The organism is Candidatus Ozemobacteraceae bacterium, assembly GCA_035373905.1.
In the GTDB taxonomy this organism is placed as follows: Bacteria; Muiribacteriota; Ozemobacteria; order Ozemobacterales; family Ozemobacteraceae; genus MWAR01.
In genome coordinates this window covers 70,128-86,235 of sequence record DAOSOK010000023.1, presented here as the reverse complement: position 1 = coordinate 86,235, position 16,108 = coordinate 70,128, and the positions used below count along the sequence as shown (strand labels likewise).

Genomic DNA, 16,108 nt, shown 5'->3' with positions numbered 1-16,108 from the left:
CCGCGCGAGGACGGGGAGAGCTACCAGGCCCTGTGCCAGCGGGCGGCGCCCGACAAGGCAAGCCGGATCGACGCGCTGTTCGCGGCGGGCACGCCGGATTTCGACGTGATCAACGGCCTGCTCGAGGAGGGCGCGACCTGGCCGAAGCTCAAGAGCACGCTCCGGTGCTCGTCGGCCGCGGAGATCCTCGTCGGGCTCCTGTGCCCCGACGCCGCGCAGAAGAAGGCCCTCGAACGAGACCGCGCCTGGGTTCCCGAATTTTGCGAGTTTCTGCGCACGACCCTGTCATACCGCTTTCCCGACGGCCGCGACGCCGACGCGGAGACGGTACGGGCCGAAGTCGCGCGGCTGGTGCTGTTCAGCGAGTTCGTGTTCGATCTGCCCCAGGCCCTGCCGGCACAGCTTTCGAGCGTGCCCCGGGCTGCGGCGACGGCGCGCGACTTGGTCTACCAGGTGTGCGACACGCTTCGCGGCACGGAGGCATACCAGACCGGGTATATGGAGCTGGCCGGGAAAGCGGCGGCGGAACTCGCCCTCGAAGGGTATTTCCGGGAAGCCGAGGATTTCGGAAAGCGCGACACGTTCGCGTTCGAGGAGCGGAAGTATCTCGAACTGTTCACTCACAGAACTGAGGCGGGCGATTTCACGGGGGCGAAAACGATCTGCCGCGGCCGGGAACAGTCGATCTGGGTGCGGCACACCGACCGGCAGCAGCTCTGGAGCATCGCCGGCCGCCTGCGCGACCTGCTCGAGCTGGCCGGCGACCTCGAGACGCGGCTGGCGGCCTGCAAACCGGCGCTGGCCGCACTGTTCGAGTTCTACTGCGCCGAGTTTCTGAAGCTCGACACGGCCCACCGCGAGTTCGAGCAGGCGGTTTCCGACGCGTTCGGCGACCTGGCGGGCCTCGAACGGCTCGTCGATGAGGCACGCAAACGGTATCTGGGGCTCGCCGAGACCCTGCATCGCAGGTTCATGGAGTCGGTTGGCCGCGAGGGCTGGCCGGTCTCGGGGCGGCCGCGCAACACCGACACGTTCCGCCGGTTCGTCGCCCCGCGGCTCGAGGAGCGGAAACGGACGGCCCTGTTCATGGTCGATTCGCTTCGGTACGAGCTGGCCGTCGCGCTCGAAAAGCATCTTTCCCAGCAGTTCCGGACGCGGACGACCGCCGTCTGCGCGCAACTGCCCACGGTCACGGCGGTCGGGATGGCGGCGCTGCTTCCCGAGGCCGACACGGAGTTTTCCCTCGGCATCGAGAAGGACAGCCTCGTTCCGAGCATCAAGGGCACGCGCATCACCACGCCCGACGAGCGGCTCAAGTGGTTCAAGTCGTCGCTGGGCGATCTGTGCCACATGTGCGATCTCGACGACCTCATCAACAAGCCCCCGTCGCGCCTGAAGATTCCCGAGACGACGCGCCTGCTGATCGTGAAGTCGGGCGAGATCGACCAGCTGTGCGAAAACACTCCCGGCGAGGCCTGGCGGCTGATGCCGAAGCTCGTGCGCAAACTGCTGGCGGGCGTGCGGCGGGTCGGCGAACGCGGGTTCCAGAAGGCCGTCATGGCGACCGACCACGGCTTCTTCCTGGCCGAAGCGCAGGAGCGGGGCGACGTGGCGGTGAAGCCGCCGGGCGAGTGGAGCGTCGCCAAAGACCGGTGCCTGCTGGGCCGCGGCTCGCCGGGGGCCGGCGCGAGCGTGTTCACCCTCGCGGAGCTGGGGATGCGGGGCGAGTTCGACACCTACGCCACGCCCTCGACCCTGGCGACGTTCGCGAAGGGGGCCGGGTATTTCCACTCGGGCCTCTCGCTCCAGGAGTGCGTCCTGCCGGTCATCGAGATCGACCTGGCCGGCGCGGCCGGGAAGGAGCAGGCACAGCAGAAGCCCGAGCTGAAGCTGTCGTACCGGGGCGGCGCGGTGAAGCGCATCACGACGCGGCGGCCGATGATCGAGGTGGCGCTGATGCAGGGCCGGATGTTCACGGACGAGGCGGTGCGATTCCAGCTCTCGGCCTGGTGCGACAAGGAGCTCGTCGGGGACGCGGCCACCTGCAACCATCTCGACCCGTCGACCGGCCTGCTCTCGATCGCCTACGGCGAGTCGATCCGGGTGCCGTTCCACATGAAAGAGGAGTTTTCCGGCCCGTTCGAGATCCGGGCCGTCGATCCCGTCACGGGCGTGACCTTCGCCAGGCTGTCGCTAGAAACCGATTACGCGGAGTAACGACATGGACGCTCTCGACACGAAACTGAACGAAGCCTTTTCCGGCAAGGTCGTCAGGAAAGACCTTCTGCACCGCATCAAGAAGGGAACGAACATCCCGACGTTCGTTCTCGAGTTCCTGCTGGCGAAGTTCTGCGCGAGCGATGATGCGGCCGAGGTCGAGAACGGGATCGCGGCCGTGCTCGAGACGCTCCAGAAGAACTACGTGCGGCCCGACGAGGCGAACAAGGCCCAGTCGCTGGTGCAGCGCAACGGCACGCACAAGTTCATCGACAAGGTGCACGTGGTCTACAAGGAGAAGGAAAAGCGGCACTGGGCCGAGCTGGAGAATTTCGGGTCGCGGCGGATCGCGATTCCCGAGAAGTTCTACCGGGACAACGACCGGCTGCTCGAGGGCGGGATCTGGGCCGAGGTGACGGTGGCGCACAACGACGTCGAGGACGACGATTACGCGTTCGCGATCGAGAGCCTGAAGCCGATTCAGCTGTCGAAGTTCCGGTTCGAGGATTTCTGCGAGGGGCGGCTGAAGTTCACGCGGGACGAGTGGCTTCACGCGTTGATCCGGTCGATCGGGTTGGAGCCGTCGAAGATGGAGTTCCGGCTGATGATGCATTTCGTCGCGCGGTTTCTGCCGTTCGTCGAGGCGAACTACAACTTCATCGAGCTGGGGCCGCGCGGCACGGGAAAATCGTACGCGTTCAGCGAGTTCTCGCCCTACTCGACGCTGGTGAGCCAGGCGAGCACGCCGACGCTGTTCTACAACACCGCGCGGCGGGCGGTCGGCCTGGTGGGCTTCTGGGACATCGTGGCGTTCGACGAGGTCGGCCGGGTGCGGATCAAGGACCCCGAGACGATCGACATTCTGAAGAGCTACATGGCGAGCGGCCGGTTCTCGCGCGGCGTCGAGATCGTGGCGAACGCGAGCCTCGCCTTCGTGGGGAATATAGATAATGCTATTGATCAGGTCGTCAACTCGACGCAGCACGACCTGTTCATCCCGCTGCCGAAGGAGTTCGACCTGGCCGTGCTGGACCGGTTCTTCACGTTCCTGCCCGGGTGGGAGATGCCGAAGAACAGCAGTCTCCTGCTGACCGACAAATACGGTTTCATCACCGACTACCTGTCGGAGGCGTTCCATGCGCTGTCGAAGCAGAGCCGGTATGACTACGTGAACAGGCACTGCCGGTTCGGGTCGTCGATCGAGGGCCGCGACGAGATCGCGGTCAAGCGGACGGTCTCGGGGCTGCTCAAGCTGCTGCACCCAGCCGGGGAGCCGACGCCGGCCGAGCTGGAGCAGTATGTGGCCTACGCTCTCGAGGGTCGGCGGCGGGTGAAGGAGCAGCTGAACAAGCGCAAGCACGACGACGAGTATGCGCGCATCCATCTGTCGTATATCGCTCAGAATGGAACCGAGATCGAGGTCTGGTGCCCCGAGTCAAAGGACGCGCCGGCGACGCAGAACCCGGTGCGGCGGCGGTTACCGGGCGACGGGCAGGCGGTCCCGGGAAAGGGCGGCATGACACCGGATCCGGCCTCTGGAAAACGCGAAGAGGAAAAAGTCCGGCCGGCGCGGCCCAACAGCATGGTGCGGGCCGCGAACGGCGACGGTGAGGCGGTCGAAGACCATTATACGATCAGGTATGGTGACACCGGGTATTCCTACGAGGCGGTGTTCGGCCGGTATCTGGCCGGGGTGAAGGAGATCCGGATCGAGGATCCGTATATCCGGGCTCACCACCAGATCCAGAACCTCGTGCGATTCTGCGAGACGGCGCTGCGGGCTGGGTCACTCGAAAAGCTGCACCTGGTCACGGGGTTGGACGGGGACGAGGACAGGAAGGAGGCGGAGGAGCGGTTCGGGATGCTGCGCGACAGTCTCGCGGCGTACAGGGTCGCTTTCACATGGGAATACCGCGAGACGATGCACGACCGCGAAGTGCGGCTGGATAACGGCTGGATCATCAAGATCGGCCGGGGCCTCGACTACTTCATGAAGCCCGAGAACTGGTTCATGATCGGGGCGACCGATATGGATTGCCGCCCCTGTCTCGAAACGAAGGTCGACATCTACCGCGCCCCGGACGACGCGAAGAAGCCCGGCTGATTGGGGCGATTCGAACCGGGCGATTGCCTCTCCGAAACGGGGGTGGTACAGTATGCCCGGGCGAACGCTCAAAATTTCATCGTCGCCCCGCCCGGGAGGTGGAACATGGCAAACTCAAAAGATCTCTCGTCACCGGTTCGCCGGGTCGATCTGGATGACTTCGGCCCGAACCTGAAAGCCGAGGCCGAACGAATTCTCATCGCGAAGCACGGTCTGCCCGTTTTCGATGGGGACCATCTCGTCGACATGTATTCTTTGGACTACGCGGGGCAGAGTGAAACCTGCCCGAAATGCCGATCCCCTCTTCAGGAATATATATCAGAATTTATTTATACGACGAACACGGGAGCCCGCGTCGCCCTGTCGCCCGGGGGGTATTTCTGCAAAGCCTGCCCGACGGCCGTGGTCGATACGGAACTGGTTCGAAAGGCCTGCAAGCCAGGGCTCGTCTTCGGCGGCGTCGCCGGCCTTCAGAACAGGCGGAAGGAACTGGTCCTGTTTCGCCGCATGAACGACGGTCACGTGGTTCACTGCCTCAATGAAGACAATACGGTGCTGGAGAAGATTCTGACCTACGACGAGGCCGCCCTTCGCACGAACACGGCCAATGGCCTGGTGAAGCCGCGGCTCTCGTTCATGCCCGATCCCGACCGTCAGGCCATGCGTCTGAAGATCGGATCCGCGGAAGAATTCGAGTATCTGGTTCAATACGAGGTGTGTGACGATCCCTTCTGCGATTGCATGATCCTGGACGTGTATCCCTATTTGAAACGCCCCGGCGTGGAGGGGGGAGGAGTGCCGTATTTTCGCGTCGATATCGAGAAGCAGCAGCTTCGCGATCGCGATCTGTTCATGCGGCATTGCCCCGACGGCGTCGCAATCGGCGACTCCTTCGTGGAACGATGTTCCAATGCCGACTGGAAGGAACTCCGGCGATATTTCCTCGCCGAGAAATGGATTCAGGAACGGGAATGCTCACCGACCGACTCCCGGGTGGAGCTCGGCTTCGAATATCTGGATAAGCATGAAGGGGCCCTCGTGCCCTACGTCCTGCTGTTTCCGTTCGCTCAACCCTTCACGTTCTCGCTCGACGGGACCGAGTGGGGATGCTTCGACGGCTACACCCCCGCCTATGCCTCGCCGATCGCCTCTCTGCAGTGGTTCACCAAGGACGCGGACGCAGACGAATCGGCGGACAACCCCCACGACCCCGACTGCATGTTCCTCGTCAATTATCGGGACCAGCGGATCCTGGCCAACTCGATCGAAGGGGATCCCGACCTTGCCCGGCGCCTGCTCGGCGCTCTGCGCAAAGAGCACCCGGGAGTCGCGTCCGAGCTGGACCGGCGCAGAAAGCTTGTCACGTCGCTGTTCGATACCTGGCTGACGAAGAACGGCCGCGAGCCGCTCGGAAGCGAAAACAGCGAGCAACCGACGCCCGCCGACGAAACCGTGGGCCGAAACGAGCCCTGCCCCTGCGGCAGCGGCAAGAAGTTCAAAAAATGCTGCGGGAGGTCATAGTATTACTCGTCTCACGCGAGGAACACGACGATCACCCGCATACTCGATACCGTTCGTGCTGAGCTTGTCGAAGCACGAATGCACTCGCCCCTCGACAGGCTCAGGGCGAACGGGTGGTTTTCATTCAGCAGGACTCAATACCCGAGATTGCATGATAAAGACATAATAATCATCATCAAGGCCACTTGAACTGGTTCATGATCGGGGCGACCGATATGGATTGTCGCCCCTGTCTCGAAACGAAGGTCGACATCAACCGCGCCCCGGACGCATTGAAAGAGCCCGGCTGTTCAGGAAGGCTTTGCGAATGAGGCGGCGGCGGTTTCGGGATTCTGGCCGGCGATGGCGGCGAGGAAGGGGCGGCCGTATTTCGCGAGCTTCTGGTCGCCGACGCCCTTGATGAGGCGCAGGGATTCGGCGTCGGCGGGCTTGAGCGCGGCCATCGAGGTAAGCACCGAGTCCGGGAACACCATGTAGGGCGGAATGCCCTGTTTGCGCGCCAGCAGGAGGCGGAGCTGACGGAGCGACTCGAACAGCGGCAACGCGTCCGAGTTCGCCGGATCGCCGACGACGATGGAGGCGGACACGCCGCGCCGCCGCTTGCGGGAACCGGCGGGCAGGCCGGGCTTGCCGAGGCGCACCGAGCCGGTGCCCTTGCACAGGTCGAGGCCGGCGTTCGTGACCTGGAGGAGCGGGTATTCCCCGTCGGTGACCGCGAGCAGGCCCTGGATGACGAGCTGGTCGATCCAGCCGCGCAGGATGGCCTCGCTGTACTCCTTCATCAGGCCGAAGACGCGCAGGGTGTCGTGGCCGTTGGCCCCGATGCGTTCGTCGGATTTTCCCAGCAGGACGCTGATGACGTAGTTTCCCCCGAACCGGCTTCCGGTGCGATACACGGCGCTGATGATCTTCTGCGCGGTCACGAGCGCCTCGTCGTCCGGCAACGCCGTCGTTTCGCCGAGGCAGACGTCGCAGGCCCCGCATCCGCGTTCCTCATTTATATTATTCGTTATATCTGATTTATTATATATTCCATCGCTCGCGAGCGGGGGGTATGCCTGACCGAAATGCTCTGCGAGGAGGCGGTGGCGGCAGACGGGCGAGACGGCGTAGCGGCCGATCTCCTTCAACTGCCGCTCGATGACGCGGCGGCGCTCGGGGGTCATTCCGTCGTCGCGCAGGGAGAGGGCCCGGTGGGTGGCGAGGTCGCCCGCAGAGAAGAACAGCACGCACTCGGCGGGCTCGCCGTCGCGGCCGGCGCGGCCCGACTCCTGCTGGTAATGCTCGATCGATTTGGGGGTGTTCGCGTGGACGACGTACCGCACGTTCGACCGGTCGATGCCCATACCGAACGCTATCGTCGCGACGACCACGTCGAGCCGCTCGTGGACGAAGTCGTCCTGCGTGCGGGCGCGCACCGCTCCGTCAAGGCCGGCGTGGTATGGCGCGCACGAGACGCCCGCCTTCGCGAGGCTCTTTGCCAGGCGCTCGACTTCTTTTCGCGTCTGGGCATACACGATGCCGCCCTCCCGCGGGTGGTTGCGGATCACGTCGAGCACCTGGCGCGCCTGGTCGTGCCGCGGAAAGGCCCGGTATGTCAGGTTCGGCCGGTCCGGGTGACCGACCAGCGAGACCGGGTTCCGCAGGCCGAGCTGGGCGCGAATGTCTTCCTGCACGGCCGGCGTCGCCGTCGCGGTCAGCGCGAGCCGGGGGACCTCCGGGACGCTTTCCAGCAACGGCCTGAGCTGCCGGTATTCGGGCCGGAATTCATGCCCCCAGTGGGAGACGCAGTGCGCCTCGTCGACGGCGACGAGGCCCAGGCAGGGTCGCACCGTCTCGAGCAGACCGCCGGCGACGAGCCGCTCGGGGCTCGCATACAGAAGCTGGAGCGAGCCGTCATATATCGATGCATATACCGACTTTCTGGTTTTCTCCGGCGTCTGCGAATGGAGCGCCCCGGCCTTCAGGCCGATCTCGCACGCGGCCGCCACCTGGTCGTCCATCAGGGCGATCAGCGGCGAGACGACGAGCGTCAACCCGACGCCGCACGCCGCCGGAAGCTGGTAGCACAAGCTCTTCCCGCCACCCGTCGGCAGGATGACGAGGGCGTCCCGCCCGCCGAGCACGGCCGTGACGGCCTCGCGCTGCATCGGCCGGAACGAGCCGTAGCCCCACATCCGCTTCAGCACGTCGTCCGGGCTCTTGCGGCATGCGGTTCCGGCGCTTTTGCCGCGTTCCATCGACGGGTCTTCAGACATCTGCATCATTTCCATCCTGTTTCAGAACCTCCCTCGAATCATGGCCTCATCCATCCATCCGTCGAAACCCATGTTCGGGGAAACAAAGAGGTCGTGCTTCCTCAGATCACGCGTCCAGGATGTCTCCCGGATGCGCAACCAGCAGCTTCGCGCCGCCTTCCCGCAACTCAGCCTCTTCCCGGAACCCCCAGAGGGCCCCGATCGGGAACATGCCTGCCGCCACCGCCGTCTTCATATCGACCATCGTATCGCCGAGATACATGAACAGCGACGGATCCAGCCCCGACTCGGCCGCGATGCGCAGCGCGCCCGCCGGATCGGGCTTGCGCGGAATCCCCGCGCCGGCGCCGTAGACGCGCTTGAACGGCACGCCGGGAAAGTAGTGCCGGACCATCATGACGGTGAACTCCTCGGGCTTGTTCGACAGGACCGACATCTCGATACCGCGCTCCCGCAACCCGTCGAGAAGCTCGGGAACGCCGTCGTATGGTCTGGTGATATCGGCCCAGTGCCGGTCATACTCGGCATGCACAGCACGGAACACCTCATCGATCAGTTCCGGCGTGCGCCGGTCTGCCGGAAGCGCGCGTTCCGCAAGCATCCGCATGCCGTCGCCGACGAAATACCGGTAGGCATCGAGCGGATGGGGAGCGAATCCGTGCCTGCGCAGCACACGGTTGGTCGAATCGGCGATGTCAGCCAGCGTGTCGAGCAGCGTCCCGTCGAGATCGAAAACAATGCCGCAATACGGGGTGATATCCATGACGGCGACATTGTACCACAGTCGGACAAGCGGCGGCTCCGGCCGCCGGGAACCTTTACCGGGCCTTTCCGGAAGATATCGGCGCCGGATACCGGGCTTCCAGTTCGGGCGTGACGCCGCCGGCCCGGACGATGGCGCGATAGACGTCGACCGACGGGGTCGGCACGCGTTCGAACCGCTCGTTGCGACAGTCGACGGAATACAGACCGAACCGGGGTGCGAACGAGCCCCACTCCCAGTTGTCCGTGATCGACCAGTGGATGTAGCCGAGCACGGGATAGCCGTCGCGGATCGCGCGCTGCATCTGCTTCACATGCTGAACGAGGAACGCCTCGCGGGTCCAGCCGTCCTGGCGCGGCGCCAGGTCGCAGCTCGCCATACCGTTCTCCGCGACCAGCACCGGCACCCTGAACCAGTTGTAGTAATTCCTGATCACGTCGTAGAAGCCCTCGGGGTGGATCTCCCACAGGTGAGGCTTCGTGAAGCCTCCCGGCAGCCGCCAGAGAGCGTAATAATCGATGCCGATATAGTCGAGATATTTCGACCGGCTTCTCGAACCGGCGCCTCGTCCGCCTTCGATGCTGGCCACTTCTTTCATCCACTGGTTCTCGACACTCGTCAGCGTCTCGAGAACGCCCGCGGCCGACGCGTCAGAACCGCCCTGATTGGCTGCACCCTCGACCAGGACATGGATATCGCCGAGACTGCCTAATCTATACGTTCCGGTATAGTTATTCCAGGAAACATACGCCGTGGTATCGTTTTCGTGGATGATCCGGTAGGCGAGTTTGTGGCATCGGATCCAGGCGCGGGTGACGGCGAGCGCCTTGAGCGGGTTTCGATATCCAGGCGCGCTGGCCCCGAGCACGTAGCCGGCGATGATCTCCACAGGCGGTTCGTTGTAGGTGAGCCAGAAATCCACCTTGCTCCCGTATTCGCGCGACACGATATCGACGAACCGGCAGAACGCGCGCACGCCGGCTTCCGAGTCCCAGCCGCCGATCTTCTCGAACCACTGGGGCCACGTGAAGTGAACGAGCGTGACGACCGGCTCCAGGCCGCGTTTTCGCATGCCGTCGAACAGGCGATGATAGAACTTGACGCCCTCCGGATCGATTTTGCCCTGCTCCGGCTCGATCCGGCCCCATTCGATGCTCGTTCTGAACGCATTCAAACCCATCCCGGCCGCCAGGTCGAGATCCTTTTCGAACAGCTCGTATCCGTTGGCGGCCCGCCCGATCTTTTCCTCGGTGCGGCCCGCATCGGCGAACGTCTCCCAGATGCCGCCGTGCCTTTTGCCTTCCCACTGCTGACTCGAGGTGGAAACACCCCACAGGAATTTTTTCGGAATCGGATTTCCCGTCGGAAGCGGCTTGCCGGGCAGGTTTCCGTTCTTCGACACCGTTCCAGCCCCGGAAATGACAAAGATCGGAGAGCCGCTTCCGGAAAGGGCCGGTTCGATGGCCACGCAGTTCCGCGAGAACCAGGCCTGAAGGAGTCCGACTTCCTCGGCCTGGGAGATCTGCGCGCATTCCGCGCGAATCTTCGCAATCGCCGGCGCCACGAGATCGAGAGTTCGGGTATCGGACCGTTCACTCTGGGCCTCCTGATGCTGGAGACGGGATCGCAGGGATTCGAGAAGCGGCAGATATCCACGCCTGACGGGAAACACGCCTGCTCCTTCCGGAATCCGGGCGATGATCAATCGGGCGGCATCGTCCCGCATGCCGGAGTTCGGGGCGGGAAAGATCGAAAGCACCAGGGTCTGAAGCCGCTCCAGCTCATCGGCCGATCTGCGCAGATGTTCGGATGCCTTCGTCTGTCGCCACTGGTTCCTGATGAGGTCGGCAACGGTTTTCGTATGGCAGCGCACGAGGCGTTCCACCTGGCTTCCGGCCGTCGGAAGCGACAGAAACTGCCAGACCAGATGCCGTCGCAGCGCGTCGGAATACCGGTCGAGAGCGTCCCGGATATCCGCGAAGGCCGGGGCGGACACGCAGAATGCGATCCACAGCACGGCAAGGAACCGCCAACAGGATGCCATTCGGCGACAAACCGGGATACTCATGCGAATCTCCTCCATCGCGACAAGACGCTTATCGGCTTCAGAACAGGGGCAGGCCGAGCAGGCCGGGCGGCGGCGCCACCTGCATCAGCTTCAGCATCGTCACGTAGAGGTCGACCGTGCGGGCACAGGGCAGACGCCCCGGCGAAACGCCCTTCCCCCACAGGACCATCGGCACCTTGATCTGGCCCGCATCCAGGCCGCCATGCACACCCTTCTGGCCTTCGTGCCACGGTTCGTAGCCGGGGGCGGCATTGACGATGATGTCTCCCGAGTTCTCGGCCTCGAGAAGCTGCGAAATCTGAAACACGGCGTCAGGATACGGATCGAGACAGGTCATGCGAAGCCATTTCCGTTCCTGGATCAACCGCCCGTCCGACACCTTGCGCGCCGCAATGCCCATCTGCAGCGGGTCGGCTCCGGAAACGACCCTGTAGCCAAGCCGGTCTCCTTCCCGCGTGATCACGGCTTCGCCAGATTTCGACAGCACCCGGTACCGGGCCCGGCCATCCCTGACCGCCAGAAAACCGACGCAGGGCTGGGCCAGAATCGTTCCGATCACGTCGCCGACTTCGCGCGCGTCGCTTCCCCGTCGATACGCCCGCATCTCGGAAAGCGTCGGGCGGATCCGGAACGACGGCGCTCCTTCGAAGGCGGCGCCGGGCCGTCCCTTGAGATACAGCTGAACGCAGGCGTTGCCGCTCACGCAGACGATCACGTCGTTTTCATCGGCATGCCCCGTCTTGTCAAGGTTGTACCCGATCGTGCTGCGGCCGATGGCATCACGGACCTTCAGGCCCAGAGCCGAAAGAGCCGGTGCCAGGTCGCCGCTTTTCGAGGTCGACTGGGAGCCGTGATCCGCGCTGATGACGATGGTGGTCCGCTCCAGCTCGCCGTGGGTCTTCAGCCACGCAATGAGCTTCGCGACGATACCGTCGAGGTTGATCACCGCCTCGTCGTACCCGGCGCCGTCGGTGCCGGTCCGATGCCCGACCGAGTCCGGCCCGTGAAAGCTGACGAATGTGAACCTCGGAAGTCCGTCATCGAGCTCTTTCTCGAGCTTTCTGAGGATGACGCGGTCGCATTCGAGGTATTTGCCCCGCATGCTCTTGAGGAAGAAATCGAGGGGCGGGTTGAAACGCCGGCCGGCGCCTCGGTCGAGCATGGCGACGAGCGCCAGGCTGTCGCGGGGAAGGAGCTCGAACACGGTCGGGAAATCACGCGAAAGGTCTTCGGAGATCTTCTTCACATCGGTGCCGCAGTAGCTCCGATACGTGCCAGATGAGCGCAGATACTGGCGGATGCCGGTGAGATTCGACTGGAAGGGAAACGTTCCGCAGATGAACGGCGCATACGCCGGCCCGGTGGTCGAAGGCCAGACCGAAACGGCATTGTCGACGGACAACCCCTGGTTTCGCAGCCACGCGAAGGTCGGCGCCCGCCCCTGGTCGCACAACCGGTTGAAGGTATCGGCGCGGCAGCCGTCGAGAAGGATGAACACGACCTTTCCCGGATCACCGGTTCCCGCGTTCGCGGCCCAGGCAGATGCAAGGACAAGGCAGACCAGGAACATCACGACATGCGTTCGAATCCTGACAGAGCGCATCATAATCCTCCCCGTCGGCGTCTTCGGCCAAGTATTTTCTTATTGTATACGCTTCCGCCTTCTCACGGAAGAGTACGAGAAGAATCGATGCCTGTCCGTCCTTCTCAGGTCGCCCAAGGGACATCAGGCCAATGCCGGCGCAAGAAAAAGCCCGCCGGGCGTCCCGGCGGGCGAAGGGGGGGGGAGAAAACAAACGACAACTCAGTTGACGGGAATCTTGAATCCATCCTCGTCCTGCGGCGCGGTCTTGTCGACGGGCAACGTGACTGTCAGGACGCCATCGGCATACGAAGCCTTCGCCTGAGTCTCGAGCACCTTGCGCGGCAGTTCGAAAATCTGCGAAAACGATCCGTACGAGATTTCCTCGCGGAAGACCTTGTTGTCCTTGTCTTCCTTGTTCATGGACTTCCGTTCGGATTTGAGAATCAGCGCCCGGTCCTTGATGCGCAGATCGATGGTACTCTTGTCGTGGCCGGGGAGATCGATCGTCACGATGATATTGTCATCTTTCTGGGTGATATTCGATCTCGCCTGTCGCACAGGGAACATATTCTTTCCCATGCCGCCTTTGAACGCCCCGGGGAATAGTCCAAAATCATCATCGAACCACCGGGGCATCCGGCCGCGCTGCCCGAAGGGGCTTTGCAGCATCTGATCCATCTTCTGCTCCATGGACCGCATCATGTCCTCGAGAGACGAAGGGGGGCTGGCCGGCTCCTGAATGGTTTCCGTATCAGGCTTGAGAGCGTTGGAATCCGTCTTTTCCTGGTCTGCCGCCCAGACCATGAAGGGCAGAAGACAACCGACCGTAACCGCGATCAACCAGAACCGCCAGGAACCATATGCGCGTGACATACCCATCTTCCTCCTTTCGGTTTACCTTCGGGGTGTTTTGTCTTTCTAGACACACACCACGTCAAAAGGTTCCCGAAAAAAAGAAAACAAGGCAGGAAGCCGCTCACTCAGCCCACGTCGCTTCAGGAAAAAAGCGCGGGACTGTCCGTCACGCGGAAAGCAGCTGCCCGACACGAGCGGCGATGCGATGTGCGATGCGTTCCCGGCCGGCGATCGGGCCGTCGGCGCCGTTCCGGTCAACCAGCCACGCGACGTGGTCGCGGCCCTCGAACATCTCGAGATCGTTCGCCACGACCAGGTTCGAAGCGCTCCGCTCGAGCTGCGCCCGGGCGATGTCGAGCAACTCCGCTTCGGAACGGCCGACGGTCAGCTTGAACGAGACGATTGCCAGATCGGGATTCGCGCTCCAGCTCCGCAGATGGTCCAGAAGCTTTGCGGTGGGTACAAGCAGCGGCAGCCACGGTTTGTCCGAGGGAAGCTTGCCCGCGATGGGAGGCGCTTCATCGGCGAGTTTCATCAGCCGTCGCTCGACATCCGCCTCATCCGCCGCCCCGGCGATGTGCCGGAACAGGTCGGCGGGAGTCAGCGGCCGCGCCGACCGGTAATCCGAGACGGCCATCGCGTGAACCACGGCCTTCACCTCAGAATCCGCACACGTCTTCCGCAGCGCCGCCTCGACCGAGGCGACCGTGTCGACGGTGATCTCCGCGCAGGCGGCGTGAGGGCGAATGCTGCCGTGTCCGTGGATCCAGATCACGTCATACCCCTGTTCCGCCAGGGCATCGACGATCGCGGCGCCCATGGCGCCGGTCGAACAGTTGCTGATGACGCGCACGCGGTCCAGCGGCTCTCGCGTTCCGCCGGCGGTGACGACGATCTTACCCCGCACGGCCGCCGTCCAGCGCTTTCAATATTTCTTTTACGATTGTTTCCCGCTCGGCCATCCGGCCGACGCCCTCGGTGTCGCAGGCGAGCGAGCCGGAAGCCGGCCCGACCATGGTCACGCCGCGGCTTTTCAGCAGTTCGACGTTCGCGCGGGTCGCCGGGTTGTCCCACATGCCGTCGTTCATCGCCGGGCAGGCGATCACGGGCGCGCGCGAGGCCAGCACCGTCGCCGAGGCCAGGTCGTCAGCCAGCCCGTGGGCCATTTTCGCCAGGAAGTTCGCGGTGGCGGGACACACCACGACCAGATCGCCCCACTTCGCGAACGAGATGTGCTCGATGGGGTCGAGCGGCCGCCGGTCCTCGAACATGTCGAGACCGACCGCGTTTCCGGAAAGCGTATGGAACGTGAGCGGGCCGACGAACGAGGTCGCCGCGGCCGTCATCACGACCCGCACCTCTTTGCCCGCCTTCTTCAGGCGGCGCACGACGTCGGCGCACTTGTATGCCGCGATTCCCCCCGTGACGACGATCAGAACGCGCTTTTTCATCCGCGGGCCCCCTCGACGATCCGGTTCTTCCCGTCGACCAGGACGATCTTCGGCTCGTGAGCCGCCGCCTCGTCGGGCGTCATTCCGGCGTAGGCCACGATGATCACCTTGTCGTTCGGCATCACGAGGCGCGCCGCCGCGCCGTTCAGGCAGACCGTGCCCGACCCGGCCTCGCCCCTGATCACGTAGGTCGTGAACCGGGCGCCGTTGTTGATGTCCAGCACGTCGACCTGCTCGTATTCCAGAAGTCCGGCGGCCTTCATGAGGTCCTCGTCGAGCGTGATGCTGCCGACGTAATCGAGGCAGGCATCGGTCACGGTCGCGCGATGGATCTTTCCCTTGAGCATCGTGAGCATCATCGTTTCGCCTCCGGGACGGTGACCTGCATGTTGTCGATCAGGCGCGCCCTGCCGAATCGGGCGGCCACCAGCAAAAGAACGTCTCCCGCCAGTTTTCTGGGCTTTGCCAGCGTCGCGCCGTCGACCGCAGACGCGTAATCGAGCTCGGCGGCCTTCAGGGCCGCGACGCGGCGCGCCATGAACTCCTCGACTTTGCCTGGGTCGCGCTCGCCCGACTCGACGAGCGACTTCGCATCACATAACATTCGATATAATTCAGGGGCGATCTTTCGTTCCTTCGCCGTCAGGTAGACGTTCCGCGAGCTCATCGCCAGCCCGTCGGCCTCCCGCACGATCGGACAGCCGACGATCTCGGTCTCGAGAAACAGATCGGCCGCCATCCGCCTGATGACCCGCAACTGCTGGGCGTCTTTCTCGCCGAAGTAGGCGCGGTCAGGCTTCACGAGATTCAGCAGTTTCAGCACGATCGTGGCCACGCCGGTGAAATGCCCCGGCCGGGAAGCGCCGCACAGGCCCTCGGTGATGCTTCCGCTCACCGTGACCCGCGTCATCTCGCCGGCCGGATACATCACCGCGTCGTCGGGGAAGAAGACGATGTCGCAGCCGGCGGAAGCCAGCTTGGCGATGTCGCCCTCGAGGTCGCGCGGGTATTTCGAAAGGTCTTCCGTCGGGCCGAACTGCGTCGGATTGACGTAGATCGAGGCAACGACCGTCGCGCACTCGGCCCGGGCCCGGTCGACCAGGGAAACATGGCCGGCGTGCAGGGCGCCCATCGTCGGAACGAAGCCCACGGGGCCGTTCGTCCTCCGGGCCGCCAGCGCAGCTTTCAACTCAGGGATGTTGCGCGCCCTGACGGGCGTCGCCGATGCCGGTGCTGGCGAGCCGCTTCCGGATGTCGCGTAGATCGCGCCTGCGGAAGCATCCATC

At 64.0% G+C, this 16,108-nt stretch carries 12 protein-coding genes; 3 read left to right on the top strand and 9 right to left on the bottom strand.

Annotated features, from left to right (window positions below; all coding sequences use genetic code 11):
* The 3 genes from PLU72_12600 to PLU72_12590 all read left to right on the top strand — a co-directional run.
* Positions 1-2,217 (top strand): PglZ domain-containing protein (locus PLU72_12600; GenBank protein ID HOT29017.1); only part of this gene is annotated, 2,217 nt, incomplete at its 5' end.
* A gap of 4 nt (positions 2,218-2,221) precedes the next feature.
* Positions 2,222-4,321 carry a BREX system Lon protease-like protein BrxL gene (gene brxL / locus PLU72_12595; GenBank protein HOT29016.1) on the top strand — a complete coding sequence of 700 codons (2,100 nt, stop codon included), beginning with the start codon at positions 2,222-2,224 and terminating at the stop codon, positions 4,319-4,321.
* Positions 4,322-4,426: 105 nt separating this feature from the next.
* The gene (locus PLU72_12590) at positions 4,427-5,842 is read left to right on the top strand and encodes an SEC-C metal-binding domain-containing protein (protein ID HOT29015.1); all 1,416 of its coding nucleotides are present in this window, start codon (positions 4,427-4,429) and stop codon (positions 5,840-5,842) included.
* A gap of 290 nt (positions 5,843-6,132) precedes the next feature.
* Here PLU72_12590 and PLU72_12585 read toward each other — a convergent pair whose 3' ends face one another.
* The 9 genes from PLU72_12585 to panC all read right to left on the bottom strand — a co-directional run bounded on the left by PLU72_12585 (position 6,133) and on the right by panC (position 16,107).
* The gene (locus tag PLU72_12585; GenBank protein ID HOT29014.1) at positions 6,133-8,109 is read right to left on the bottom strand and encodes a RecQ family ATP-dependent DNA helicase; all 1,977 of its coding nucleotides are present in this window, start codon (positions 8,107-8,109) and stop codon (positions 6,133-6,135) included.
* Positions 8,110-8,206: 97 nt separating this feature from the next.
* The gene (locus tag PLU72_12580; GenBank protein ID HOT29013.1) at positions 8,207-8,863 is read right to left on the bottom strand and encodes an HAD family hydrolase; all 657 of its coding nucleotides are present in this window, start codon (positions 8,861-8,863) and stop codon (positions 8,207-8,209) included.
* Between the two features lie 55 nt (positions 8,864-8,918).
* Positions 8,919-10,931 carry a family 1 glycosylhydrolase gene (locus PLU72_12575; GenBank protein HOT29012.1) on the bottom strand — a complete coding sequence of 671 codons (2,013 nt, stop codon included), beginning with the start codon at positions 10,929-10,931 and terminating at the stop codon, positions 8,919-8,921.
* A 37-nt stretch (positions 10,932-10,968) separates the two neighbouring features.
* A complete protein-coding gene (locus PLU72_12570; GenBank protein HOT29011.1) occupies positions 10,969-12,537 on the bottom strand; it encodes an alkaline phosphatase family protein in 1,569 nt (522 codons plus the stop codon).
* Positions 12,538-12,735: 198 nt separating this feature from the next.
* Positions 12,736-13,389 carry an Hsp20/alpha crystallin family protein gene (locus PLU72_12565; GenBank protein HOT29010.1) on the bottom strand — a complete coding sequence of 218 codons (654 nt, stop codon included), beginning with the start codon at positions 13,387-13,389 and terminating at the stop codon, positions 12,736-12,738.
* A 148-nt stretch (positions 13,390-13,537) separates the two neighbouring features.
* Complete coding sequence (locus PLU72_12560; GenBank protein ID HOT29009.1) at positions 13,538-14,278, bottom strand: phosphopantothenoylcysteine decarboxylase; 741 nt, start codon at positions 14,276-14,278, stop codon at positions 13,538-13,540.
* Entirely contained in the window at positions 14,268-14,822 is a 555-nt protein-coding gene (locus PLU72_12555; GenBank protein HOT29008.1) for a flavoprotein, read from the bottom strand. The genes PLU72_12560 and PLU72_12555 overlap by 11 nt, the downstream gene beginning before the upstream one ends.
* A complete protein-coding gene (locus tag PLU72_12550; protein ID HOT29007.1) occupies positions 14,819-15,181 on the bottom strand; it encodes an aspartate 1-decarboxylase in 363 nt (120 codons plus the stop codon). Before PLU72_12550 ends, PLU72_12555 begins: the two co-directional genes overlap by 4 nt.
* Complete coding sequence (gene panC / locus PLU72_12545) at positions 15,178-16,107, bottom strand: pantoate--beta-alanine ligase (protein ID HOT29006.1); 930 nt, start codon at positions 16,105-16,107, stop codon at positions 15,178-15,180. The genes PLU72_12550 and panC overlap by 4 nt, the downstream gene beginning before the upstream one ends.
* Position 16,108 lies beyond the last annotated feature (1 nt).